This is a genomic window from Rickettsia asembonensis (assembly GCF_000828125.2).
Taxonomy (GTDB): domain Bacteria; phylum Pseudomonadota; class Alphaproteobacteria; order Rickettsiales; family Rickettsiaceae; genus Rickettsia; species Rickettsia asembonensis.
In genome coordinates this window covers 59,336-86,066 of the sequence record NZ_JWSW01000001.1, presented here as the reverse complement: position 1 = coordinate 86,066, position 26,731 = coordinate 59,336, and the positions used below count along the sequence as shown (strand labels likewise).

Here is a 26,731-nt window from a genome sequence, read left to right as displayed (position 1 = left end):
TTATCTCTCAACGCTTCCATTATAACCTCTTACTACTCATATCTCAACACTCCCATAATATAAATTCTCAAAATATAATTCCTGCTAAGTTAATAGCAGATTTTTTAGAGAAGCTCGGAGTAAACCATGTAATTACTATTGATTTACATTCCGATAAAATAGAGAAATTTTTTAATATTCCTATTTCTAATCTTGAAACTATAAATTTATATATCCCGTTTTTAAGAACTTATAGCAATTTCGTTATAGTTGCACCTGATAAAGGAAGTATCAATCGAGTTCAAAAAATTAGTAATTTATTAAATATAGGTTCAGCTTATATAAACAAAGAAAGGGATATAAATAATAATTGCGAGATGATATCAATAATAGGTAGTGTAGAGGGCAAAAATTGCATATTAATTGATGATATTATAGATAGCGGCAAAACAATCGTAAAAGCAGCAAGATTTTTAAAAGAACATTCGGCTTTATCGGTTAGTGCTTTTATAACTCATGCTGTGCTTGCTGCCGCTTCTAAAGATAAAATTGAAAATTCGGTAATAGATAATATTTTTGTTACCGATACTATAGAAGTAGGTGACTTACCTCCAAAATTTCATATAATACCGGTAATGCCAATTACCGTAAAAGAGTTAAGAAATATACTATGAGCTTGTGTACTCTAGAAATAAATCTATCTGCAATAAAAAGTAATTATCTTTTATTACGAGATATTTGCAAAACCTCATTAGTCGGTGCTGCCGTTAAAGCTAACGGTTACGGTCTTGGAGCAGTGCAAATTTCTAAAGCTTTAATAGAAGAAAATTGTAGGCATTTTTTTGTGGCCTCAAGTGAAGAAGGAGTGAATTTACGTAAAGCTCTAGCTTCGTGGCATGGCTCAAAAAACCCGCTCGGTGTCATACCGTGGCTTGACCATGGTATCCAGAAAAAAATTAAAAAAGACTGGATCCCGCGATCAAGTCGTGGGATGACAGAGAAGGAAGTGAGCCATGCAACAACGCCCAAAGCACTAGATAATGATGTAAATATTTTAGTTCTTAACGGCGTTTTTGAACATGATGCTTTAGAGCTTATAGAATATAATTTAACCCCTGTTCTAAATAATTTAAAACAAATAGAAATTTGGCAAAAATTTAGTAATTTGAAAAACCAATTATTGCCTTGTTATTTACATTTCAATACGGGGATTAATCGTTTTGGCTTAAGCTCTGATGAAATAGAGCAGCTAATTAATGATCGTGATTTGTTAAAAGGGCTGGATTTACAATATATTATAAGCCATCTAGCTATATCCGAGGAAATAGATAATCCTTATAATCTAGAGCAATTAAACAGATTTAAAACTTATTTACAATATTTCCCAAACGTTAAAGCAAGCCTTGCTAATTCCGGCGGCATATTTTTAGGACAAGATTATCATTTTGATTTAGCAAGACCAGGCGCTGCTTTATATGGGCTTAATCCTGTAATGAAAAATCCCGTAACCTTAAAAGCTCCTATAATTCATTTACAGAATTTGACACTAGATAGCCATATCGGTTATAATATGACTTTTACAACTAAGCGTGATAGTATTATTGCAACGTTACCGCTTGGTTATGCCGATGGGTTTAGTCGTAATTTTAGTAATCAAGGCGAAGTATTTATTAATGGTCGCAGCGTTCCTATAGTAGGGCGAATATCGATGGATTTGATAAATATCGATGTTACCGATCTACCACCGCTTGATATTTTTCTAGGGCAGGAAGCGGAAATTATCGGAAATTATTGCACGCCCGATAAAATAGCGATTATTATAGGTACTATCGGGTATGAGGTATTGACTAGTCTCGGTAGTAGGTATAAAAGAATTTATAAGTAATCGTCATGAGCTAAGCGACTGAAAGCCTTGTTGCATGGATCGAAAAACCTACTCTATGTCATTCCCGCGAAAGCGGGAATCCAGTAAAACCGACAAAAAACTTGTTTTTTTAGGTTTATTTTTTAAATAAATAACTCCCATATCGATATTTGAAGTTATTTTTCTGGATCCCCGCCTACGCGGGGATGACATTGAGTAAGTTTTACCGGTCCGCGCAGCAATGCCTGTTCATGACGATTTAGATAATAATTATAAAACAAAAAAATATACACAAATGTTATTAAATATAGCTAATTCGGTCGGTAAACGTACTATAAAGTTTGCACAAAGTGTAGGTAGTTTTTCTCTATTTAGCTTTGCTGCCGTTAGCAGTATCATAAGACTGCCTTTATATTTGAGTTTAATCATCAGACAATTATTATTTATCGGGTTTCACTCGCTTCCGGTTGTTGCGATGACGACTTTTTTCTCAGGTGCGGTACTTGCATTACAGAGCTATACAGGCTTTTCTCGTTTCTCGGCTGAAAGTTCCATTGCAACGGTAGTAGTATTATCGCTGACTAGAGAGCTTGGACCTGTCTTAGCCGGACTAATGGTAGCTGGAAGAGTCGGGGCATCAATCGCCGCCGAAATAGCTACGATGAGAGTAACGGAGCAGGTAGATGCTTTATATACTTTATCTACTGATCCTATTAAATATTTAGTTTTTCCAAGAGTAATAGCAGCTATTATTACAATGCCTTGTCTTGTTTTAATCGGTGATATAATTGGTGTTATGGGCGGTTATTTGGTAGGGGTATATAAACTTGATTTTAATAGCACGGCTTATTTAACCAGTACTTTTCAGTATTTAGAACCGATTGACGTAATTTCCGGTCTTGTTAAAGCGGGAGTTTTTGGGTTTATTATTTCTATAATAAGTTGTTATAGCGGCTATTATTCAGGTAAAGGGGCTAAGGGAGTGGGAAGAGCTACTACCTCGGCAGTAGTAAATTCTTCTATCCTTATCTTAATCAGTAATTATTTAATAACCGAATTATTTTTTAAAGTATAAAATATGAGTACAAAGGAAGAATTTAAAATTAAAATTCGGTCATTATATAAATCATTTGCTAATCATAAGGTGTTAGACGGAATAGATTTGGATGTAAAAAAGGGCAGTTCATTAGTTATTTTAGGCGGTTCCGGTAGTGGCAAATCGGTTCTAATTAAAAATATAGTAGGACTAATTAAACCTGATAAAGGTAAAATTTTTATTGATAATGTAGAAATCCAAGATATCTCAAGTAAACAAAAATTTGAGATTATGGACGGTATAGGCTTTTTATTTCAAGGCGGAGCATTATTTGACTCCTTAAATATACGTGATAATATTACTTTCGAGACTAAAAAATTATCTAAGAAAGAAAAAAACGACCTTGCCGGTGCAAAGCTGAATTCCGTTGGATTATCTCCTAGAATACTTGATCTTTACCCTTCCGAATTATCGGGTGGAATGCAAAAAAGAGTAGCCCTTGCTAGGGCTATTTGTAGTACACCGTCGATTTTATTTCTTGATGAACCGACCACAGGGCTTGATCCTATAATGGCAAATGTTATCAACGAATTAATTATAAAAATCCAAGAAGAGTTAGGGGCAACTACGATTACTATAACTCATGATATGATTAGTGCCGAAAAAATAGCTAAAGAAGTAGCTATGATTTATCAAGGAAAAATTAAATGGTACGGTAGTAAAGATGAAATGCGTAATAGTGATAATCCTTATTTAAAACAATTTATAAATGGATTAACTACCGGTCCTATAGAGGTATAAAATGTTTAAGAACTTATTATGTATAATAATATTTCTAGGTATAAACCAAATGTTTATGCTATAAACTCTAGCTCTTATACGACAGATGATATAATAAAAATAGTAATTATTCTTGGAATAGTTATTTTAATTTTTAGTCCTGCAAAATTCCGTATAATTGTTATCGGTACTATGTTAGGCTTGGCTTGTGCCTATTTCATATATAAATACATCGTACCTATCTTTATTTCTTCACTAAACGGACCGTAAATGATTGCCAATATCTCTTATTCACTTTAACAACCCCTAAAAGTTAATTAAATAACCCTTGATTTAATTAAAAGTTGTAATTATACTTATGCCTGCCTAATTAATATATAGGAGGTATAAATATGTCTGGGCATAAGAAAGATTTTTTAAAATCACCCTCAGCAATTACTGCTGCAAGAAGAGGGCCTCTAGAGTTAAGCGGTAAGGAATAAATATTACTCCTTATTATTATATTTAATCACTGATTTAATTTTTATTTCAGAAATTGAATAAATAAACATAAGTATTATATAATATAACATAGCAAATATAATAAATGTTATAAAAAAAGAAATAAAATAAATATATTTTGTATTAGAAAAAGTTTTAAAGAAGTTAAAGTTATAAAAAAGAATATTGCTTATAGTTAAGGTAATAAATGCAAAAATTTTTTGTTTAATAATCCATTTGTCAGTATTATTGTATAATAATAAATTTAATAATATGGCTAAAATTATTAAATTTATTATCATGAATGATTTTCCTCCACAAAATAGCGAAGTCCAATAGAAGTCCAATAAAATACATTAATTAAATTTTGTATTTTCCACATAAAGCTTAGTACAAACTATTAGTTTAATCTAAATAACAATATAATAATTAGATAAAGCTAAGCAAATATAAAGTATATTTAAATGTTGATAAATAAAAAACGGTACCGTAAATGATTAGCTCTTGACACTAGGGGAGTATTACTTTATATTTTTTATCTATTGTATATTTATAAGTTTTAAGGTATTTAGCTTATGTCACGTAAGTGCGAACTCACAGGTGTGGGTGTTTTATACGGCAACAATGTATCACATTCTCAACGTAAAACTAGAAGACGTTTTGAGCCTAATTTAAGGTCAGTTAAGTTTACAAGTGATATAACAGCTGGAGAATATAGATTATCGGTTAATGCTAGATGTATTAGTTCAGTGGAAAAAGCCGGCGGTTTTGATGCGTATATTCTAAAAGCCGATGATAATGTTTTATCAAGTAACGCTAGAGCTATTAAGAAAAAAATAATTCAGACTAAAACGGCAAAATCATTATGAAAAGCGGTATACATCCAGAATATAAAAAGTTTTTGATTAAAGTAGGAAGCGATGTTTTTGAAACAATGTCTACTCATCCTACAGGTGAAATTTTAATGGATGTTGATTTTAGAAAGCATCCAGCATGGAATAAAGATTCCGGAAATGTAGTAAATCAATCGAACAAAAGTGTTAGTGATTTCAATAAAAGATTCTCAGGTCTTTCTTTCGGTGGTAAGAAAGAAGCTAGTTAAGCTTTGTTTGTGGATACTGAAGGTCGTCTGAGCTACGGAAATTGCATAGCAATTGTACGTCCGCAATCTCAGGAGTTTATTATTATTTCATGAGATTGCCACGCAGCCTATGGATGCTCGCAATGATTACTCGGTATCTATGCAAGAATGACACTAGCAATATTCGCATAGTATTGGACTAAATCACAATATAACACAGATAAATCGTCAATTCTCAATTATTGCGGGGTGGAGCAGCTCGGTAGCTCGTCAGGCTCATAACCTGAAGGTCGTTGGTTCAAATCCAGCCCCCGCTACCATATTTTTTTAATGTCATTCTAACCCATTTATAGAGTTATTGAAGTCTGCTGATGCCATTCCTAAATCAGTGTTGTTGCATGGTTTGGTTTTCCTGTCTTTATGAGAAAGCATTGACTGTGTGGACTGGTAAATGCTCTTTATGTCATTCCCGCGTAGGCGGGAATCCAGCATAAAGCGAGATAAATCGAGCTTTTAATTTCAAAAAATTTGCTGTATTTATACTATTTTCTGGATTCCTGCGGAAGCAGGAATGACATCGGTATCCACGCAACAATTCTTTGCGAGCAGTCGTAGTACTTGCATGGCAACCAAGAAAAATAATAAAAAAAATTCTGTAAATCAGAATTTTTTACTAGATTGCGTACGTACAATTACTACCTAATTTCCTCGCAATGACGACTCGATATTCACTCGGGCAATGCCTAATTACATCAAATACGAAAGCAAATTATGACTACTCAGAAAATAGTGCATACAAAATCGACTGATGGCAGTAAGCTTTTTCGTCATCAAGCTAAATTTGTAGCTGGTGCTATGAATATAAATCAAATCCCCAATTTTTTATTACCAGAAATTGCTTTTGTCGGTAAGTCAAATGTCGGCAAATCAAGCCTAATAAATACGATATGTAATAATAAAAATCTTGCTAAAGTTTCTAATACTCCTGGACGTACTAAGCAAATCAATTTTTTTAACCTTGCAGATAAACTTATTATAGTTGACCTTCCCGGTTATGGTTTTGCTAATGTTCCTATATCAGTCAAAGAACAGTGGGAAGTGTTAATTAGTTATTATTTACGAAATAGTTATAATTTAAGGTTAGTTAACTTATTGATTGATTCAAGAAGAGGTATAAAAGAAAACGATAAGAAAGTAGCAGAGCTATTACTTGCAAATAAAAGAGAATTTCAAATTATTTTCACAAAATCCGATAAAGTTACGGATCGTAAAAACCTTAACGATGAAGCACAGAATTTTCTTGCAACTTTAAACTACTCATGTAATGTTATGTATGTAAGTAGTAGGAGTAAAGAAGGTGCAAGAGAACTTAAGGCTAGTTTGGCAAAATGCATCAAACCTCAAAGGTAAAGAGGTAGATAGTATTTCTTCATTAAATAACATTGCTATAATTAAGAATATAATAAAGTGTAGTAGTGAGCTGAAGAATCAAGCAATAGTTCTAAAATTACCTGCTGCTATTATTATTGACGATAAATTATTTACGGCTTTTATTGAATCTGTTAGATTGCTTGAGATGTGCGGTGCTAAAATATATATAGTACATGATCATATTGATTTACGAAGTTCGTCTTTAATATCACAAATAGATGAAAATTTTAGTCAGAAAATTAGTAAAATAAGCAACTATAGTTCTCTAAATAATCCTATTATTATGGAAATTTTATCTAGTTACGTTAACAAGCTTATAGTAACAAAGTTAAGTAGTATAGGTTGTTGTGCAGTTGGTATTTCAGGTAAGGATGCTAATTTACTGCAAGCAAAAAAGTCAAAATTATCTCACCGAAAAATTGTAAATCATGATGTTATAAATATTGGTTTTTTAAGTGAACCTATTATGATTAATCCGGAAATTTTATTAAATTTTGAAGATAATAATATTATACCCGTGATAGCACCATTTGCTAATGATGATCAGGAAAAAACGCATTTATTAAATGTTAACTTAACGGTAGCAACAATTGCTTCTGCATTAAGTGCGGAACATTTAATATTGCCATATGAGATATTACAGGTATTAGAGATATTTCCGTATAATATAAAAATACGAGATATTAACTTATTAAAATCAATGTTAGATGATAGTAATAATTTCATCGAAGAAGAATTAATTAAGATAGCAGTTAATACACTTGAAAATAATAACGGTTACGTACATTTTGTGAATAGTGAAGTACCGAATTCAATATTGTCAACTATGTTTGATATTAATATAAATTAATAGAGGTTTTTTATGGCAGGAGCATTAGCATCTGATCTTTTATTTGTAGGGTTAACTAGACCGCCGATGATATTTGGAGTAAGTATTAAGTTTGCTGCATTAAATATGATAATGACGATGATAGTATTTATTTGGAATAACGGCATTATGATTTTATTCATTGCAGCTGCTTTGCATTTGGTAGCTTATATTATATGTTTTAAAGAACCGAGATTCATAGAGCTATATTTAAATAAAATGTCAAGAACTAGCCAATGTCCTAATAAATTTTACTACGGAGCAAATTCGTATAATATTTGAGTTTTATGTTATTCTCGCGTGGATGCTAAACCGTCATTGCAAGCAGTTGTTGTTGCGTAGATCAGTTTTACCTCTGTCTCATCCCGTGGCTTGACCACGGGATCCAGTTAAAAATACTAAAATTATTAGTATTTTTTATTGTTTTTATGGCCCCCGTGGTCAAGCGAACTAGATGATACAGTAGGTTTTACCGGTCTACGCAACAATGCCTTGAGAGCAGCCGTAGGCTGACAGTATAAAATTTCTGAGATTGCCGCGTCGAGGCCTCGCCTCTTCTCGCAATGACAAAATAAATCAAAATAGTTAAATTAGGTGAGGTAATGAAGTTATTTAGAACTAGAGCAGCTAAGGAATTAAGGTCTAAACAAGAAAGACCAACTTCGCATTTTATTCCTTATAAATGTCATTGGGATAGTAATACTATTTTAACAAAAGATAATTCTTTATTACAAGTTATTAAAATAAACGGATTTTCTTTTGAAACTGCTGATGATGAAGATTTAGACATTAAAAAGAATATCAGAAATGCCTTACTTAAAAATATGGCTTCGGGAAATATCGTTATGTATTTCCATACTATTAGAAGACGTAAAGCAGTAATATTTGACGATACGGAATTTACTTATGATCCTACCGTAAAAGTACCTAATGATTTTATTACTTATTTAGGTGCGGAATGGCGTAAGAGACATGCGGGTGCTAGGTCATTTTTTAACGAATTATATGTTAGTATTTTATATAAGCCTGATACCGGCGGTGCTGCTATAGTTGAGTATTTTCTAAAGAAGCTTAGACAAAAATCTAATAAAACCGCTTGGGAAAATGACATGAAAGAGATGAAAGAAAATCTTCAAGAAATGTCAACTAGAGTGGTTAATACATTCAGAAGTTACGGAGCAAGATTACTTGGAGTTCGTCAAACGCAGTCAGGTAGTTATTGTGAAATTTTAGAATTCCTTTCATCTTTAATCAATTGCGGCGATTCACCGGGTCCTATAGCATTACCGCGTGGTACTATTGACGAATATTTACCGACTCATCGCTTATTTTTTGATTCTCGTACTATTGAAGCAAGAAGTCCGCTTGGCAAAAAATATGCCGGAATGATCAGTATACTTGAATACGGGCCTAATACTTCGGCAGGAATTTTTGACGGATTCCTGCAAATGCCTTTTGAATTTGTCATGACTCAAAGCTTTGTCTTTGCTAATAGAACCATAGCGATCGGTAAAATGCAATTACAGCAAAATAGAATGATACAATCCGGTGATAAAGCTACTTCGCAAATTGCTGAAATTAATACGGCCCTTGATATGGCCACTAGCGGTGATATCGGTTTCGGTGAGCATCATTTATCGCTTTTATGTTCCGCGAATAATATTAAAGCTTTGGAAGATATATTATCAATGGCAGCAGTTGAGCTTTCTAATTCAGGAATTCAGCCGGTTAGAGAAAAAGTTAACATGGAACCTAGCTATTGGGGACAGTTGCCGGGAAATATGGATTATATAGTACGTAAATCCACTATAAATACTCTTAATATGGCTAGCTTTGCCTCACAACATAATTATCCGCTCGGTAAAATTAGAGATAACCATTGGGGAGAATATGTCACAGTACTTGATACTACTTCAGGTACGCCGTTTTATTTTAATTTCCATGTAAGGGATGTTGGACATACTCTAATTATCGGTCCAACTGGTGCCGGTAAAACAGTTCTTATGAATTTTTTATGTGCGGAAGCACAAAAATTCAAACCTCGTATGTTCTTTTTTGATAAAGATCGAGGAGCAGAAATATTTATACGTGCTTTAAACGGAGTTTATACGGTAATTGATCCGGGATTAAAATGTAATTTTAATCCCTTGCAGCTTGAAGATACTAGTGAGAATAGAACATTTATTTTAGAGTGGCTTCGTGTACTTGTAACTTCTAACGGTGAAAGTTTAACTGCACAAGATAATAAAATCTTATCTCAAGCAATAAGTGGTAATTTTAGATTAGAGAAAAAAGACAGAAAGCTTAGTAATGTTATAGCATTTCTTGGTATTGATACACCAAATAGTTTGGCAAGTAGGATTGCAATGTGGGTTGGTAAAGGTTCACATGCTAAGATATTTGACAATGAAGTAGATGATATTGATTTACAAAAAGCAAGGGTATTCGGGTTTGATATGACTGAATTACTTAAAGACCCTGTAAGCCTTGCACCGGTATTGTTATATGTTTTCCATCGCATTAATATCTCTTTAGATGGGCAGAAAACTATGATAGTACTTGATGAAGCATGGGCTTTAATCGATAATCCGGTATTTGCACCTAAGATCAAAGATTGGTTAAAAGTGTTGAGAAAATTAAATACTTTTGTTATATTTGCTACGCAAAGTGTTGAAGATGCTGCAAAAAGTAGAATTAGTGATACATTGATTCAACAAACAGCTACGCAGATTTTTTTACCTAATTTGAAAGCTACGGATATTTATCGTAGTGCATTTATGTTAAGTCAGCGAGAATATATTTTAATTAAAACTACCGACCCTACTACACGTTATTTTTTAATAAAACAAGGAATAGATGCCGTAGTTGCTAAAGTTAACTTAGACGGTATGAATAATATAATTAGTGTTTTATCCGGCAGAGTTGAGACTGTAATATTGCTCGATCAAATTAGAGAGAAATACGGCAATGATCCGGATAAGTGGTTACCTATATTTTATGAAGCAGTTAAAACATTATAGATTTAATGGATACCGAGTCGTCATTGCGAGCAGGCGTAGACTGCGTGGCAATCCAGAAAAAGTAATAAAAAAATTCTGTAAATTAGAATTTTTTACTGGATTGCTTCGTCAAAATTTTCAATTTTTCCTCGCAATGACGTTAAAAACTATCTCATACGAGGTAAGTAACTAGTCATGAAATTATTTCCTCGTAGTATACTTATAACATTAGTATTAAGCTTTGCCCTAAATTTAGGGCTAGTTACTAAAACCCATGCCAAGGATACTCTTGATAGCATTGTAGATATTTTGAGTGGCTTAACTTGTGAAACCCAAGGCGTAGGCGATTTGCTGCGTACTGAATTTTCTCATACATGTGTTGTTGCTCCGTTCTTTACTTTTGCGGTAATGAATCTTGTCTCTCCCGTTTTATACATGAATACGTTTTTAAAGCTTAAAATAAACGATAGTGATTTATTTAACGATAGTAATTTTGGAAATTTCCCCGGAGGTCAATGTACTCGTGAAAACAGAATTGATCCTAAAAATCCAGAATTACGCTTTGCTTTATGTAATAATGCTAAATTAATTGTATCTCGGGCAAAATCTGTTGCTGAATCGGCACTTGCTATTGCTAAAGCCGTCTTAACAGGGGGCGACCCTTGGGATGATATAAAGAAAGCGTGGGAAAATAAAAAAAAGGAATATCACATTCCATATAGTGGTAAGCCCGGTGATGACGGTTTTGCATTTGATGTAGGCTTCCCTGTAATATATTGGAAAGTTATTCAAGATAAAGATAGAATATGTGTTTCAACAAAGGGTTTTACAGGAGACGTTCCCGTCGGCTGTAAATATATGAAAGAGCCGTTTCCGAAGTCCATGTATAATAGTTTTATGGATGTAGCAGATAAGGATTTTATTCAGGATCCTAAGGAAACGCCTACCGATCCTTTAGCTTTAGTTTCCTGTAGTGCAGCAGGCGGCGGATGTTATCAAAAAGCTTATAATGCTTCAAAAACTGCAGTAGTCATGACTTCTCCTCTTATAGAATGTATGAGGCAAATGATTGCTAGATTACTAATTAGTAAAGATGTTTGTAGTTTTGATAATGTAGAACAAGTGGTTAATTTGGCTTCAAGGCAAGATAGTGCATTATTTCAGTTCCAAGTAGGAATGTATAAAATAGTTACGGCTTTTCTAACTTTATATGTTATGTTTTTTGGCTTTAAACTATTACTTGCAGGTGAAGTACCGCCAAAAAGTGAGTATATAAATTTTATATTGAAAATGATATTCGTAACTTATTTTTCAATAGGAATTAATATAACTCCTGGTAATGGCTCTCCGTATGACCGACTAGACGGTATGATTCAGTGGGCGTTTCCTTTCTTACTTGACGGTATAAACGGTTTAGCAAGTTGGGTTATGAATGCTGCTCCGTCCGGTTTATGTAAATTTAACAATCTTTCTTATGATGGTACCGTTTCTTATATTGCATTATGGGATGCGTTAGATTGTAGGGTAGCTCATTATTTAGGGCTTGATATATTATCTACGTTACTTGTCGAAAATGCTTATCGAAGCCATGATTTTTTAAATTTTGATTTCTTTAGTTTTAGTGCTCCACCATATATTTATTTGCTAATTCCGGCGATAATCTCCGGTAATATGATGTTAGTGTCACTCGCTCTTTCTTATCCGTTACTTGTGATTTCGGTTGCTGCCTTTATGGTTAATGCAACGATTATGTGTATGATATCTATAGTAATACTCGGTATTTTAGCTCCTCTTTTTGTACCTATGTTTTTATTCACATATACAAGAAATTATTTTGACAGCTGGGTTAAGCTGATGATTTCGTTCTTGCTACAGCCTATGGTGGTAGTTACTTTTATGATTACGATGTTTTCGGTATATGATTATGGTTTCTACGGTAAATGTCAGTATAAGAGCAAGTTAATTCACAATAGTATAGAAAATCTTGCACAGAGCGGCAGTACTTTAAGTCGTGATGTTTTGATATTTTATATTGATAATGATTGGGATAATCCATCAAAATATCCTGATAAAGATGCTGTAGAAAGCTGTCAAAATAGTTTAGGTTATATGTTAAATAACCCGATTACCACGGCATTTAATTTTACAAAAGATAGTGTAAGTGAAATCGTCGATAGTAAACCGGGAGATACCCCTACTGATAAATTTCTTGCTAAATTCCAGTTTTTATCGGGAGTAGTTTTGGGGCCTGGAATGTTTTTTATGTCTCCAAAAGTGCTTTTTGAGAAAATTAAAAATATTTTACTTGCGTTAGTTACGGCATGTTTTACATTATATTTGATGTATAATTTTAGTAGCCAGCTAGCTGAATTTGCTGCAGATATGACGGAAGGAGTAGCTCTTAATAATGTTGCTATAAAACCGCAAGCAATATTTAAGGCAGGTATGGCAGTCCTTGCTGCTGCGGGTGCGGCAACTAAGGGAGTAGATCAGATAGCAAGTAGAGGAGGAGTTGGTGATTTAAAAGCTGGTCAAGGTGGAGGAGTAAGTGATAATATTGCTACGAGCGGAGGCGGAGGGCCAAATGATAATATTGCTGCAAGTGGAGGTACGTCGGCACCTACGGTAACAACACCGACAGCTTCGTCTTCTGTAGCAACTTCTAGCCCAAAAACAGTAAGTAGTGAAGCAAGATCAGATGTTGTTACTTCTCCTCCTGCTCCTCCAGAAGCTGTTTTACCACCGCCTGCTAGTATTAGAACTTCTATTTCTACACCTGCACCGCAAAGTAATATTGAAACTGAAAGTGTTGGAAAAATCATAAGAGATAATAATCAAGAAAGTAAAAAAGAGATTGATAATACTCCGCCTCCACAGGAAAAAGTTGATAATGCAGCTCCACAAGAAAAAGTTGACAGCACAAGTAAAGGTACAGGAGTAATTGATTATAGTTTTAACTTAAAGGAACATGAAAATCCGGCAGGAGTAAAGCAAATACGGGAAAATGCAGAGATTCGGGATAAACGTGCAGAAGTAGAGAAAGCATGGAACGAATTAGTAGCAAGCGGCGGAGGAAGAGTAAGAGAACAAGAAGGAGGAGAAGTATCAGAACGACGTACAAATGCTGAAAAGACATGGGATGAGTTAGTAAAAAGCGGCGTAGTAACAGAAAAAAAAGATAATAGTTCTAATGAAAACTCTTAAAACCTTAAAGATATTTATTATAGTTTGTATAGTGTCTGTAAGCTTAGCTAGCTTTGCCGGCTTTGGAGAATCATGTTCTAGTTTACCGACTACTTCAGATGGGTATTTAGAAACGGACACGGCATATGGCTATATAATTCGTAATATTGATATGAAAGATCCGAGAGGTAATTGTAACTCAGCTGCGTCTAGTATAACGTTTTGTTTTAAAAATATAGAAGGTAATAGTAGCCCTTGCACCATATATAATTTAAATGAAGGGGACTCTAAGAAAATTAGTGATTTAAGTACTGATAATAATCCTGATCTTGGAGCAAATCCTGTATTAAAGAATATCGTTTTAACGGTTAAAAAATGGGATAATGATCTATGTTTAGTTATGCCTACGTCAAGAGGACCGATGCCGGTAGCATGTAAATCTTTAAGTGCTACTCCGCTGCCTACTCCGCCTGATGATGAAAATTGTAATATAGGAAAAAGTTGCTGTACGGGAGCAAATTATAGTCAATCGTTAATTAATTTTTCCGGTCTTGCAGTTCAATGTTTGAGCGAAACGCTTAATAAAATATTTTTTGCCGGAAATGGTTGTAGCTCTCAAGATCAAAATTCTAGAATAACTAATCTTGCTGCTTTTTCTACGTTTCAAGGTTATTTAAAGAGAATTATAGGTGCGGCATTAATTCTTTATACTATGTTTTTTGCCTTTAATATGGCTCTAAATAAAGAATATGCAAGTACTGAAAAAATAGCTCTTTTTGTAATAAAGTTCTTATTTGTTGCTTATTTTTCTATCGGTCTTGGACCTTTAGATTTTAGCGGCGGTCAGCCGACAAAAGAAAACGGTATGTTAAAATATGGATTACCTCTTTTGACGGGAGCAGCACCGGACTTTGCACAGATGATATTTAATGCAGCAGGTTCTAGAGGATTATGTCAATTTGATAATTCAAAGTATAAGGACGGTTATAAATTTTACGGTTTATGGGATGCAATTGATTGCCGTATAGGTTATTATCTTGGCTTGGATTTACTTTATAATATAGATACGAATGGAGTTTTAGGGAATTCAGTCGGTAATGGTCCCGGTGGTAATAATACACCTATACCTAATTTTGATCCTGACGGCAAAAAAGACAGACCGAAAGATTTAAGTAAAGCAGGAGCACTTAGATTTTTTGCTGTTATGTTTGGATTCTTTATGGCTGGAAACGTTATTATACTTGCAGCAGGTCTAGTATTTTCTGTAATATTTTTATCTATACTTTTATATTTTATTACGCATTATTTAGTTTGCATGATTACTATTTACGTTATGACATATATTTCTCCTATATTCATTCCTATGGCTCTATTTACTCGTACAAAAGCTTATTTTGACGGGTGGTTAAAAGTATGTATTTCATGTGCATTGCAGCCGGCAGTAGTAGCAGGTTTTATAGCTTTATTAATAACTATGTATGATTCTGCAATATTTAAAAATTGCGAATTTCTTAGATATGATTATGAAAAAGGGGATATTAGATTTAGCACTTTTGAGTTAAGGCTACCTAACGGCGGAGCAGATAAATGTCAGGAAAGTTTTGGATATAAAATGTTACAATATTATGCAGGTGAAGGTTGGGAAGAGCATTTATTGATACTTTTCCCAATAAAATCAATTGTTAAAGATGTTGTATCTATTTTAGCAGAACTTTTGTGCGTATTAGTATTTTCGGTTATTTTTTATTACTTCTCTAAATCTATAGGGCGATTTGCTTCTGATTTAACTAATGGTCCTAATATGGATGCAGTAACGGCAAGTCCAACTAAAATCGTTGATTTAGTAAAGAAAGGAGCAGCTTTCCTTAAGGATGCGGCCATGGCTTCACAAGGTAAGCCTCCGGTAGGAGATAAGCTGGATGTTGGAGGTAAACGCCAAGAAGGACAGAAAGGAGATGATGCACTTGCTACAGAAGGAGGTAGTAGTGCTAAAGACGCCTTATTGACGGGTGGAGGTAAATAATAGAATATGCAGAGTAACTTATTAAAAGTTTTAGGAGTACTCGCTATAGTAGCAACGTTAGTTTGCTTTATTTTTGCAGCACTTGGTATGATAGGAGCAGTAAAAGTCGGTGACGGCTGCTACATGAGATATGCTCCGGACGGTAAAGGAGGTTCAGATTCAATAACCGGTACTATAACCCTTAATGCTAATGCTAATTATGTAAACACTTCTAAGATGTTGCCCGACGGCACGACTCAGCTTATTCCTGATCCTAATCGTTACGGTGAATGGTTAAATACTCAGGTGCTAGTAGAGAACAATCAACCGGTGAATTTACAAGTGGTCGGTCAGGTTAGTTTGTGTTTAGCTTATGTACCAAAGGATAATGTACAATTTACTGAAAGTACAAGACCGGGCAAGTCTAATTTAGACGATAAAGGTAACATGATTCCGATTCCTCGTATTACCGATGCAAATAATCCGCCTCTCTCTCTAATAATGGATGCAAAAAATAATGAATGGCGTAATATTGCTGAATTATACGCCAATGATAGAGTTTTAGTTTCTATATCTCCTAATTTTGCCAATACGGATGCGACAGTTGAGGATGCTTTTAAAGGTACTAAGGTTACGGAAAATTGTTCCCAAGGCAAAACTTCTTATGAGCCGATTTGTGGAAAATATTCTTTTTATTTAGGTGAGTATGTCAGTGCTTGTGAGTTAAAAGAAAAATATTGGAATTGTAAAGTCACATGGAGGTGTCCTAACTGGTTTGAGCAAATGGGTTGCGACTGGGGAGCACTCGGCTGTAATACTAATTGTGATAAGATACCAGAATGTAAAGAGAAATGTCCAGCTTGGGCTAATATAACTAGCCCAGCACCAGAAAACTACCTAGATGATGGGAGTTTTACATTTTCGTGGTCTGACGACGTAGGTAAATTATTTATCGACTATTCAGCTCTTCAATGTTCTAATAATGCTAATATTCCTCCAAATGGTCGATGTCCTGATAGTGTTAGCGATCGTAACCAAAAAGATAAAGATTATATTGGAGGTGTAAATTGTACTTTAGGAATATGTAAGGATGGAGATTTTCAAAAGAATCGAAGATTTTGGTATACGGCAGACGGTAAAGGAGGCAAAGGACCAACCGGACTAATATATCAAATGAATGATGCGGGTTCTGTAAGTCAAGCTCTGCCTTCTAAGCTAGAATTTGCTAAGTTTGTTGCAGATACAGATCAACCGTCTGACTATAAAGATAAAGACGGTAAATATTTATATAAAGTTATATATAATATACCTTTTAATAGCAATACTGAAAAAAGCTATTTACAATATAGGCTTTGGTCTCCTACCTCACAAGATGCTAGTAAGAATACGGGAGGATATGTTTTAAATATTAAACAGACTAAATGTTATAGAGAGAATGGTAATAGTTTTAACGATACTTTTGATGATCGGGGACGAGTGCAATACATAATAGTAAAGCCTTCGGAAAACCCGAATACTAGCGGTAAAACCTATTCACCTCAAGGAATTAACGTTAATAGCGACGGTAAATATAACTTTAACGCAAATGAGGCGGGTTATATATGGATGAAAATTCTAAATGATCCTAATAATAATTTAAGGGACTATAAAGATAGTGAAGGTAGCTATAAAGTACATTTCTCAACATCCTTAAAAGTAGGAAGTTTTACTATTAAAGTAATGAATCCGTTACTTGAGTTATTTAAAACTAAAGTGCAAGGGGCTGCTACTTCTATTTTTAAAAATATGGTATGTTATAAAGCAACTGATAATTTATCCTGTACTAACTTTTTTACCTATATTAAAGCAGTTTTAATTCTGTATGTGATGACTTACGGAGCAATGTTCTTGCTTGGTTTTGCTAAGATAAACCAAAAAGAGCTAGTAACTAGAATAGCAAAAATCGGGGTAGTTAGCGGACTTATGAACGGTAATACTTTTGAATTTTTCAATAACTATCTTTTTGATGCAATTACCAATTTTTCAGATGCAATCATTGCTAATATGAGTGGATATAGTTTGTTTACTTCTACTAATACTATTTCTAATCCTTTCATGTTTTTAGATGCAGTAATGAGTAAAATATTTTTTAGTCAAACCTTTATCGCTCAATTACTTTCACTTCTTTCTCTTGGGCTTAGCGGTATTATATATTTTATAATTACTTTTATTGCGGTTGGTATAGTAATTATTACGGCACTTAGAGCTGTTGCCGTTTATATTATGGCATTTATGGCAACTTGTATATTAATCGGTATAGCCCCTTTATTTATTAGTTTCTTATTATTTGATTTTACTAGGTATTTATTTGATAATTGGGTGAGGTTTACGATCCGCTATATGATAGAACCGGTAGTTATGATGGCAGGTATTATAGTGTTAACCCAGCTATTTACCATTTATCTAGATTTTGTTTTAGGTTATAGCGTTTGTTGGAAATGTGCTTTACCGATAAAAATTCCATTTATCGATACTTTACCTATTGCATTGCTGAATGTACCTATCTTCTGTATTAATTGGTTTGCCCCTTGGGGAATGGATTATATGTCGGGTATGATGGGAGTAAATATGCAAAATATCGTAGCTCTAGTTATTATTGCTTATGGTATGTATGGTTATGTCGAATTTTCAGGGCGTATGGTAGCAAAATTAACTAGTGCTGCTGGACCTTCGGCTACTGAAATTGGTGGTAGAATGTCTCATGATGCAGGACAAAAAGCATTAAGTCCAATAGGAATGGATGATAAAACAAGACAAGGTATTACCGGCAGAGCGGAAGCACGATTAAAACAACGCAATAAGACATTAGGCTAGGCTGAGAAAAATAGGAAAAATACGCCAAAAGAAGGGGGCAAGAAGACAAATGCAGAACCGCCGCAGCTTGAAGCACGAGGATAGGGGCGTCATTGCAAGCGGGTATTAGCGTTGTTGTATTGCTCGCTTTATGTCATTCCAGCAACGGCAGGAAGGCATTGTTGCATGGATACCCGAATCGTCATTGCGAGGAGCGAAGCGACGTGGCAATCCAGAAAAATAATTAAAAAAATTCTGTAAATCAGAATTTTTTACCGGATTGCTTCGTTGAATTACTGTGTAATTCTTCTCGCAATGACGGAAAACCGAGCCATGCAACAATGTCTTTGGTCGCTCGCAATGACAAAAAATAAAAACCACGGTATGACGTGTTGGATAACAATTTAAAATTATGAAAATTCTTAAGAGTTTAATTTTATTAGTTTTGTTCATGGCGATGCCAGCTAAAGCTGATGATGCTTTTTCATGGATGTCAACCAGTTTTGGTGTGTTAAAAAGCTTATTCGGTTGTTTAGAAGTGCCTGAATTTACAAGTTTTAAAGAGGGTAATATAGGAATTAGTTTATCTACAGCCGGAACTTGGCAATCAACAGGTAATACTGTTGAGAAAGGTAAATTGTTAAAAATAAACTGGTCTACTTCAGGTATTACTCCTGAACCTAGAAAATATCTAGTATTATATAGAATTGATCCAAGGTTTAGTACGCCGCAAGTTTTCATTAAAACTTATAATTATTCTAAATTACAATTTGAAGCTTTAGGATTTCCTCGTTTTGTTACGGACAATAACAGTGCAACACCTGGGGCTATATCGCCTGATAAAGACCTTGATGCACTTTCATTTACTAAAATGTCTGATTTTGTTAAATATTTTAACTATTCTAACGGTAATTCGAGAATTGAGGTTAAGGCCGGCGATGTAGTAAATATTAGTTTAGTTGGTAAAGATAATTTTTTTAGCCCTAATACTCTAGATAATATTTTAACGCAGGAACTTGATAGTTCAATATTTGCTGCTTCTGCACTTTATACTCAAAGTAACCTTGGAAATTTTGATAATAGAATAATTTACTCATCTGCAAAGGAGGTATGTGATCTTATAGACGCTTCAAGAGATCCTGATAAACCAAGCGGGTGTAGCGGTACTGGCTCAGCTACAAAATATAAAAGTATGAATAGTAACGAAGCATTAGTCGGTAAACCTATGATAACGGGAGCGGTACAGAATTTCATGGGCTTAATTAATTCTTGTCCTGCTAATGCCGGTATAAATACTAGCCCTGCTTGCTATTACGATCAAGGTAGAGGGATGATAATTAAAGTAGGCGGGCAGGTTATTAAGGAACGAGATCAGAGTTTTGTAAATTCAGGTAGCACTCAAAGTAGTTTTATATATTATCAAGCCACTAGCGGTGGTACTATGGATTTTACTAGCGATTGGCAAGTTAATAACATATTTAGTAATTCAGTTTTAATGAGTGATTGGAGCCGAAATTTTTCAAATTATGCTAATTTTGTAGATTATATAAATAAGAATGATTGGTCAGCTAATTTTTTATATTTCGGTCGTTATTCGATGATTGTTGAAATAGGTAATGGGGCAAATTCAATTAGTCCGGGTGATCAGCAAAATATAAGTTTAGAATATTTAATAACATCTGATGGTATGTTACCTGATCCATCTGTTCGTGGTACGCCGGTAGATTATAACTTTGCGGCTGATGCACCGCAAGATGGATATTTATGGTTAAGGGTGGTAAACCCTAATAGTAATATACAAGGGGTGGTTAGTGTAAATTATGCTAATTATACCGGTACAACTTGGTTTTCTGATATAATATATAACGGTGCTATTAAACCTATTACCGATCAGTTTAGAATTTTTAGTCAGAACTTTTATATTAAGTTAGTTAAAAATTCTGCAGTGCAGAATATAGCTAAAGCTGCATTAACCCTTTATGTTACTATATTTGGGCTAATGTTCGTTGCGGGAACATTAAAATTAACTGCCGTAGAAGTAATAACACGTATATGCAAAATAGCTATAGTAGCTTTTTTAATTAGAGAAGAAAGTTGGAGCTTTTTTAATACATACTTCTTTAGTGCATTTACTAACGGTATTGATTTCTTTGTAACTAACGTAGTGGGTGCTACAAGCTCTAGAGCTAATATTTTTGGTTTTATTGATCCTATATTTGATAAATATACTAACGGTAGGATTTGGGGATTACTATTTATTGAATTATTACAAATACATAATGGTTTAGCATTTATCGCTATTATAACCATTTATTCACTTATTACTTATTTTAGAGCTATTTTAGAAGTTATAATAGGCTATGTTATTGCATTCATAGGGCTAACTGTTATGATTTCATTAGCACCGTTTTTCATAATATTAATGTTATTTGAAAAAACTAAAAGTTTATTTGATAATTGGATATCGACATTGCTTAGCTATGTAGTGCAGCCGACAATATTATTGATTTTCTTTTTATTGATAGATCAGGTTTTATCTGAGCAGCTTTTAAAAGTAGTAGTTAGAGCCTGTTGGGATACTCTGATACCAATAAAAATAGGGCTTGATTTAACAAATCTTGGTATTCCAATTAATTTCTCTTTTACATTACCGTTCTTGCCAGGAATACCTTTCTATGTACCGGATGTACCGGAAATTAGTAGCTCGAATATTCTAATGAATAACGCTAATACTTTCTTAGTATTGTTTACTACGGCTTTATTATTTTATTCATATTGCTTGATGTCATATGGTTTAGTAACTTTTGTAAATATAGTAGTCGGAATGCTTACAAATGTTACACCGGCACGAATATCAGGAAATTATCAAGAACGTTCTGATCCTGTGGGAGCCGTTATGCAGGATATAGGTTCGGTAACAAAACCGATTAAAAAGGCTGCAATGGCTCCGGCTAGAGTTTTCAAAGACAAGATAATTGATCAAAATTATAAAGCTAGAAAACCGGAAGGAGATGGTGAATTTACAAATAAATTCCTTGCCGAGCGTAATGATGTACCGAAGAAAGAGGAAGAGAGAAAATAACAAAATTATTTTAGTGTCATCCCACGACTTGATTGGAGTTGTGCCGGTTATCGATGTCATTCCCGCGAAAGCGGGAATCCATAGTCAAGAAAACACAAAATAATATTAAAAATTATAAACGCAAATGGTTTTATTTTTTCTGGATTCCCGCTTTTGCGGGAATGACATAAACAAGAAATAACACATAAAAAATAAATGAACAAAAATATTTTTATTACATTATTAATATCGCTATTGTTGCTTTCCGGTTGTACTGGCGATACTTGTATTGACCCTGATGATTTCGGTTTTATCAAATTCAATGTCTCTTCTAGATATAATCCGGAAGAAATTACTTCAAGACAGGAAGGTGATCAGGTAGCACCATGGCGTGATAGTGCTTATAAAGTAAATGGTTATCCTTTAACCGTTATGGTAAGACCGTGGAGTTATATACTTGGTGATAAAAATACTTCAGGTCAGTTATCTGCATGGTGTCCGTGGTACGGTCAGAAAAATAACACAACTACTTTGGCTGCTTTTTGCGTTAAGCTACAACCGTGTACTTTTTGGGATAATGCTAGACTTGATATGTGTACTCCTAATCCCGCAAATCAAAATGACGCAATGATTAGTAATCCTCCATGTATAATGACAGACGGTGTCGGGCTTTATTTTCTTATTGCCGTTAAAAATACCGATCCCAATATTTCACCGGATTCACAGCGTAAACCGCAAGGTATAACTCAGCATTTAGGAGAGCTTACTTCGAGTGTAGGCTATGAATTTTATAGTATTAGTAGTACAGGACAATTCTTGAAAGCCGGCGGTATAAATTATCAATATAAAGGTGAGGATAAGTCAAAATATGCTCAATCTCCTCTTTATTTTAAGGTTATAGATAAATTTTATGATGATAATAGCGGGCAATATAGATTAGTAATCAAGTCCGGAGTTACTGATACTAGACCCGATCCGCTACAATTTTTAACGGATTTAATAAAAGGAGTATTATTTGGTAAGGATGGGATTATAAAGAAAACTTATCAACAAATAATTGATACGCCGGGTTATAGGATGAGTGTCTCGGCTATTTTAACTCTATATATAATGTTTACGGGCTTTTCCTTTTTAATAGGTAATATAAACCTTACTCATGTCGAACTTATAGTTAGAATATTAAAAGTTAGTATAGTCTCAATATTATTAAGTACGGATAAAGCTTGGACATTTTTTCATGATTATTTATTCGTATTTTTTATTGACGGGGTTCAGCAAATACTGCAAATAATTAATGAAGCTGCGGCTACCGGTCCCGGTTCTCAAAGTTTGCTGGGGTTACTTATTTCTCCTCAAACTTTATCTAAATTATTTTCTTTGCTATTTGTTGATTGGCTTGGTTTTATATATATCATTCTATATTTAATAGCCCTATATTTTATTTTCTTTCTTATATTTAAAGCTACTATTATCTATCTAACCGCTCTTATAACTATCGGTATGATTATAATTATGGGACCGATATTTATTTGTTTCATGTTGTTTAATATAACTCGTTCGTTATTTGAGAATTGGTTAAAACAATTAATATCATATGCATTACAGCCTATAATTTTATTTGCCGGTATCGCTTTTATTTCAATGATCATCAGAACCGAAATATATTCAACTCTTGGTTTTGGGGTATGTAAACATGATTTTCCTAATTTAGGTCCGATAAATGAAATATTCGGTAGTTTTCTTGAGGATATAGATCCAAGCCTTGGTAATTCAATATTTTATTGGTGGTTCCCTGTACCAATGAAAGGAGGTATAAATAATTTCCACAAAGCAAAGATATTAGTTCCCGAAGATCATATAATAGTAGATGATTCTTGTAAGAATGACCCTGATAAATGTAAGCATTGTGTTGCGTATGAGTGTATAGATGAACGCTATATTGAATTACCGTTTTTAGATTTAGTTAAAGATGCAAAAAGGATTAGTAACTTTATAAACGGGAAATTTGTCCAACTTGATGGGATATTATTGATTTTTGTATCCATTTATTTATTAAGTAAATTTAATGATACTGCTATATCGACGGCACAATTTATTGCCGGTACTTCAGGTAATTTAACAGACATACAAAAAGTTAATCAGCAATCTTATGAATCTGCAGCGAAGCAAATGAATAGACCGCTAAGTTATGTGGCTAAGACGGTAAGTGCGCCTGTAACTAGCCGTGTAAGTGCAAGGAAAGAGCAAGCTAGTATGTTCTTTGCCGAGAAATTTGAAGGTATGATGATGGGAAGGCTTGAAAAGCAAGCTCTTGGTTCTTCAGCAAACAAAGCCGTACAAAATGAGGTTAAGAGAAAATACGGTATAGATTCTAAAGATGTAAAAATGAATGCTATTACTGATTATGAAAACGGTATTTCAGGATTGTTAAAGAATTTACCTAAAGGGAATGAATTAAAAGCAAAAGAACTATCGAAAATGAAATTTACTCAGCTTCGAGATAAAATTGCTGCAAATAAATATGGAGTGAAAGATTACGCCGCTTTAAGTGAAGAACAAAAAAGAGAGTTTGATAAGTCATTAAAAGATGCTAACTTACGTGAACTTGCTAGTGATGCGAACTTTACTAAAGATTATCAAGATGCTTATAAATATGCTCACCAAGAAATGTCAGACCGAGGTGTCGGTCTGTTCGGTAAGAATATAAAACCGCTTAGAAGTTGGCAAGAGATGGAGCATCGTGTTGATACAAAACGTAAATTAAAAGAAGAAAAGCGTGTAGGTATAGGCGAAAAAATATATGCAGGTTATACAGGAATAAAAAGAGGAGCTTTAACTGCAATAGTCGGTAAAGATTTACGTGATGCTTATGAGGGTAATCTAACCAGTGCCGAATGGCATGATTTTGAATATAACGATCCAAGGCTTAGAACTTATAGCGAAAAATTAAAAGATGATGAAAAAGCACGGGAACGTGAAGAACTCCAAATGCATATTAATAAGGAAACGTTAGCTGCTCAGGCAGATATATTATCACCGGAATATCTAGCAAGACTAGAAAAAGCAGGTAGACAGAGTGATGTAGAATATTATCAAGAATTAGCTCAAAGAAAGCTTATTCATGAGGTGCGTGGTAGGTTATTCGAGGAAGGTGAACCGGTAATGATGGGCGACAGATTTATGCGTGAGAAAGCTACTGATTCTCAGATGCAAGATATGATAGATAACGCCCATAGAAAACATGCAGAATTTATAGAGGAAGATCGATATATTCGTCGCCAAGAGCATTATGATATTATGCACGAGAAAGCTGAAGGAAATTTAGAACAAACTTATAAAGAACTTAAAGATCATTTCAAAAGAGATGATATCAACATTGAGGAAATGCCGGCATTAATAGCACAAAAGATCAAAGATATTGAGCAGGGACCTGAAGTAGACGCAAAGATTACGGAAGAGCTTAATAACTTTAATGTTGATGTTAAAAATTATGAATATAGTACTGAAGTATTAAATAAAATAGAGGACAGAAAGCAAGCTATTACCGATGAAGTCAATGCTCAGATCGATCAGATTAATAAATATAGGGAAAATGCCAAAATGGAAAAATATGTGAGACCAATAGTAAATGAAGGCAGAAAACTAAGAAAATTAGAAGATCATTTAAGAAATATGAAGTAGAAGAGTTAGTACTGCCTAAAAAGAATTGCTTGGGGTTATCCTAGTGCTTCGATGTCATTCCTGCTTTCGCAGGAATCCAGTACTTTTCACTGTCACCCCGTGGCTTGAACACGGGGTCCACAAAAACAATAAAAAATACTAATAATATTAGTATTTTTAACTGGATACCGTGGTCAAGCCACGGGATGATATTTCGCTTTTTTCTGGATTCCCGCTTCTGCTGGAATGACATTAAAGATATTTTCTGATCCACGTAGGCAAGCCTCCACAGGATGACATCGATATACACTGTTGCGTTAATGGTACTTAAGAAATTACCACTAAAAACAATAACTAGTTTTCCCTTTATTAATTAACTTATATATTATCTAATTAAGTTAATGATTAATTTATTAAGGGGTTTATGAAGAAACAACATATAATAAACGAGACTTTTTTAGATGCAATTCTAGCTAAGAAATTAGGTACTACTTATACTCCTCCAAAAGAAATCAACGATCCTGACTTTGATGAAGCAGCAAAGCATTTCATCGATCTGTTACTTAGAGCCGACGGCTTTAAGCCTGTTAAAACTACAGTAGTTCATCCAATCGATAAAGAATCATTACTTGGTGCAGTTAGAGCGGTACAATTTAATGTAATAAAATCGGTCTTGATTGGTCTACAACATAAAATTGAATCAGTAGCAAAAGTTAATAATGTCGATCTTGAAGATTATCAAGTAATTAACGTTGAGCATAGCCACGAAGCAGCAAAAAAAGCTGTAGAGCTTGCAAAGAAAAGAGAAGTTGCGGCTATTATGAAAGGGTCTCTTCATACTGATGAGCTTATGTCTGCAGTAGTTCATAAGGAGAATGGACTACGTACCGAACGCCGTATAAGCCATGCTTTTTTAATGGCAGTTGTAACGTTCCCAAAGTCTTTTATTATTACTGATGCTGCTATTAATATTTGTCCTACTCTAGAAGATAAGCGTGATATAGTGCAGAATGCTATTGATTTAATGCATATGATCAAAGAAGACAAGCAGGTTAGAGTTGCGGTATTATCAGCAGTTGAGACGGTAACCTCCGCAATCCCTACAACTCTTGACGCAGCCGCTTTATCGAAAATGGCAGATCGAGGGCAAATTACGAATGCTATAGTTGATGGACCGCTTGCGTTTGATAATGCTATATCTTTATTTGCTGCAGAAGCAAAAGGTATTAGTTCTTCGGTTTCAGGAAATGCCGATATATTAGTAGTACCTGATCTTGAATCAGGCAATATGCTTGCAAAGCAGCTAAAATATTTGGGTCAAGCGGTTATGGCGGGTATCGTTCTTGGAGCCCGTGTGCCTATTATTTTAACAAGTAGAGCCGATCCCATGGATATGCGTGTTATTTCCTGTGTACTTGCTTCATTTATTTATAACCATGCTAAGGCGAAGCTACATATCCAATCAGGTAAATAAT

The 26,731-nt window shown here is 34.1% G+C and carries 22 protein-coding genes, 1 tRNA gene and 1 pseudogene; 21 read left to right on the top strand and 3 right to left on the bottom strand.

The annotated features are described in order from the left end of the window. Both SB78_RS00505 and SB78_RS00500 read left to right on the top strand, forming a co-directional pair. On the top strand, positions 1-653 hold a 653-nt coding region (locus SB78_RS00505), incomplete at its 5' end, for a ribose-phosphate diphosphokinase (protein ID WP_052458451.1). Further along, positions 650-1,864, top strand: coding sequence for an alanine racemase (locus SB78_RS00500; protein ID WP_041077600.1), 1,215 nt, complete (start codon positions 650-652; stop codon positions 1,862-1,864). The genes SB78_RS00505 and SB78_RS00500, both read left to right, overlap by 4 nt. A gap of 48 nt (positions 1,865-1,912) precedes the next feature. On the opposite strand, the gene SB78_RS09530 is transcribed toward SB78_RS00500, so the two are convergent. Beyond that, positions 1,913-2,056, bottom strand: a complete 144-nt coding sequence (locus tag SB78_RS09530; protein WP_158510068.1) for a hypothetical protein — start codon at positions 2,054-2,056, stop codon at positions 1,913-1,915. 82 nt (positions 2,057-2,138) lie between these two features. Between SB78_RS09530 and SB78_RS00495 the strand changes: the two genes are divergently transcribed. The 16 genes and pseudogenes from SB78_RS00495 to SB78_RS00425 all read left to right on the top strand — a co-directional run bounded on the left by SB78_RS00495 (position 2,139) and on the right by SB78_RS00425 (position 18,556). Continuing rightward, entirely contained in the window at positions 2,139-2,918 is a 780-nt protein-coding gene (locus tag SB78_RS00495; RefSeq protein ID WP_041077607.1) for an MlaE family ABC transporter permease, read from the top strand. A 3-nt stretch (positions 2,919-2,921) separates the two neighbouring features. Continuing rightward, complete coding sequence (locus SB78_RS00490; RefSeq protein WP_041077598.1) at positions 2,922-3,680, top strand: ABC transporter ATP-binding protein; 759 nt, start codon at positions 2,922-2,924, stop codon at positions 3,678-3,680. Between the two features lies 1 nt (position 3,681). Continuing rightward, a pseudogene (locus tag SB78_RS00485) lies at positions 3,682-3,929 on the top strand (DUF5510 family protein). Positions 3,930-4,714: 785 nt separating this feature from the next. After that, positions 4,715-5,008 carry a 50S ribosomal protein L28 gene (gene rpmB / locus SB78_RS00475; RefSeq protein WP_004996729.1) on the top strand — a complete coding sequence of 98 codons (294 nt, stop codon included), beginning with the start codon at positions 4,715-4,717 and terminating at the stop codon, positions 5,006-5,008. Further along, positions 5,005-5,241: a 50S ribosomal protein L31 gene (rpmE, locus tag SB78_RS00470; protein WP_014412015.1), complete on the top strand. Its 237-nt coding sequence runs from the start codon at positions 5,005-5,007 to the stop codon at positions 5,239-5,241. The genes rpmB and rpmE overlap by 4 nt, the downstream gene beginning before the upstream one ends. Before the next feature lie 222 nt (positions 5,242-5,463). After that, positions 5,464-5,540, top strand: a tRNA-Met gene (locus tag SB78_RS00465). A 51-nt stretch (positions 5,541-5,591) separates the two neighbouring features. After that, positions 5,592-5,714, top strand: coding sequence for a hypothetical protein (locus SB78_RS11395; protein WP_277813924.1), 123 nt, complete (start codon positions 5,592-5,594; stop codon positions 5,712-5,714). A 77-nt stretch (positions 5,715-5,791) separates the two neighbouring features. After that, entirely contained in the window at positions 5,792-5,923 is a 132-nt protein-coding gene (locus SB78_RS11390; protein WP_277813923.1) for a hypothetical protein, read from the top strand. Between the two features lie 68 nt (positions 5,924-5,991). Then, on the top strand, positions 5,992-6,630 hold the full coding sequence (yihA, locus tag SB78_RS00460; RefSeq protein ID WP_041077590.1) for a ribosome biogenesis GTP-binding protein YihA/YsxC: 639 nt from the start codon (positions 5,992-5,994) through the stop codon (positions 6,628-6,630). Then, on the top strand, positions 6,578-7,501 hold the full coding sequence (locus tag SB78_RS00455; RefSeq protein ID WP_041077588.1) for an amino acid kinase family protein: 924 nt from the start codon (positions 6,578-6,580) through the stop codon (positions 7,499-7,501). The genes yihA and SB78_RS00455 overlap by 53 nt, the downstream gene beginning before the upstream one ends. A 12-nt stretch (positions 7,502-7,513) precedes the next feature. Then, positions 7,514-7,801, top strand: coding sequence for a type IV secretion system protein VirB3 (locus SB78_RS00450; RefSeq protein WP_010976817.1), 288 nt, complete (start codon positions 7,514-7,516; stop codon positions 7,799-7,801). A 320-nt stretch (positions 7,802-8,121) separates the two neighbouring features. Next, positions 8,122-10,539, top strand: coding sequence for a VirB4 family type IV secretion/conjugal transfer ATPase (locus SB78_RS00445; RefSeq protein WP_041077585.1), 2,418 nt, complete (start codon positions 8,122-8,124; stop codon positions 10,537-10,539). Next, a complete protein-coding gene (locus tag SB78_RS00440; protein WP_041077583.1) occupies positions 10,517-10,711 on the top strand; it encodes a hypothetical protein in 195 nt (64 codons plus the stop codon). The genes SB78_RS00445 and SB78_RS00440 overlap by 23 nt, the downstream gene beginning before the upstream one ends. 2 nt (positions 10,712-10,713) lie before the next feature. Then, positions 10,714-13,722 carry a type IV secretion system protein gene (locus SB78_RS00435; RefSeq protein ID WP_041077581.1) on the top strand — a complete coding sequence of 1,003 codons (3,009 nt, stop codon included), beginning with the start codon at positions 10,714-10,716 and terminating at the stop codon, positions 13,720-13,722. Continuing rightward, complete coding sequence (locus SB78_RS00430; RefSeq protein WP_041077579.1) at positions 13,709-15,724, top strand: TrbL/VirB6 family protein; 2,016 nt, start codon at positions 13,709-13,711, stop codon at positions 15,722-15,724. The genes SB78_RS00435 and SB78_RS00430 overlap by 14 nt, the downstream gene beginning before the upstream one ends. 6 nt (positions 15,725-15,730) lie before the next feature. Then, positions 15,731-18,556, top strand: a complete 2,826-nt coding sequence (locus SB78_RS00425) for a TrbL/VirB6 family protein (RefSeq protein WP_410524482.1) — start codon at positions 15,731-15,733, stop codon at positions 18,554-18,556. 105 nt (positions 18,557-18,661) lie between these two features. On the opposite strand, the gene SB78_RS08700 is transcribed toward SB78_RS00425, so the two are convergent. Then, positions 18,662-18,874 (bottom strand): hypothetical protein, encoded by a 213-nt coding sequence (locus SB78_RS08700; protein ID WP_241773630.1) that lies wholly within the window; start codon positions 18,872-18,874, stop codon positions 18,662-18,664. A 73-nt stretch (positions 18,875-18,947) separates the two neighbouring features. Between SB78_RS08700 and SB78_RS00420 the strand changes: the two genes are divergently transcribed. Continuing rightward, positions 18,948-21,617: a TrbL/VirB6 family protein gene (locus SB78_RS00420; RefSeq protein WP_041077577.1), complete on the top strand. Its 2,670-nt coding sequence runs from the start codon at positions 18,948-18,950 to the stop codon at positions 21,615-21,617. A 195-nt stretch (positions 21,618-21,812) separates the two neighbouring features. Continuing rightward, complete coding sequence (locus tag SB78_RS00415; RefSeq protein WP_041077575.1) at positions 21,813-25,277, top strand: TrbL/VirB6 family protein; 3,465 nt, start codon at positions 21,813-21,815, stop codon at positions 25,275-25,277. Positions 25,278-25,317: 40 nt separating this feature from the next. Here SB78_RS00415 and SB78_RS08975 read toward each other — a convergent pair whose 3' ends face one another. Beyond that, entirely contained in the window at positions 25,318-25,530 is a 213-nt protein-coding gene (locus tag SB78_RS08975; protein ID WP_146624981.1) for a hypothetical protein, read from the bottom strand. A gap of 150 nt (positions 25,531-25,680) precedes the next feature. Between SB78_RS08975 and SB78_RS00405 the strand changes: the two genes are divergently transcribed. Further along, positions 25,681-26,730, top strand: coding sequence for a phosphate acetyltransferase (locus SB78_RS00405; protein ID WP_041077571.1), 1,050 nt, complete (start codon positions 25,681-25,683; stop codon positions 26,728-26,730). The last annotated feature ends 1 nt before the right edge of the window (position 26,731 follow it).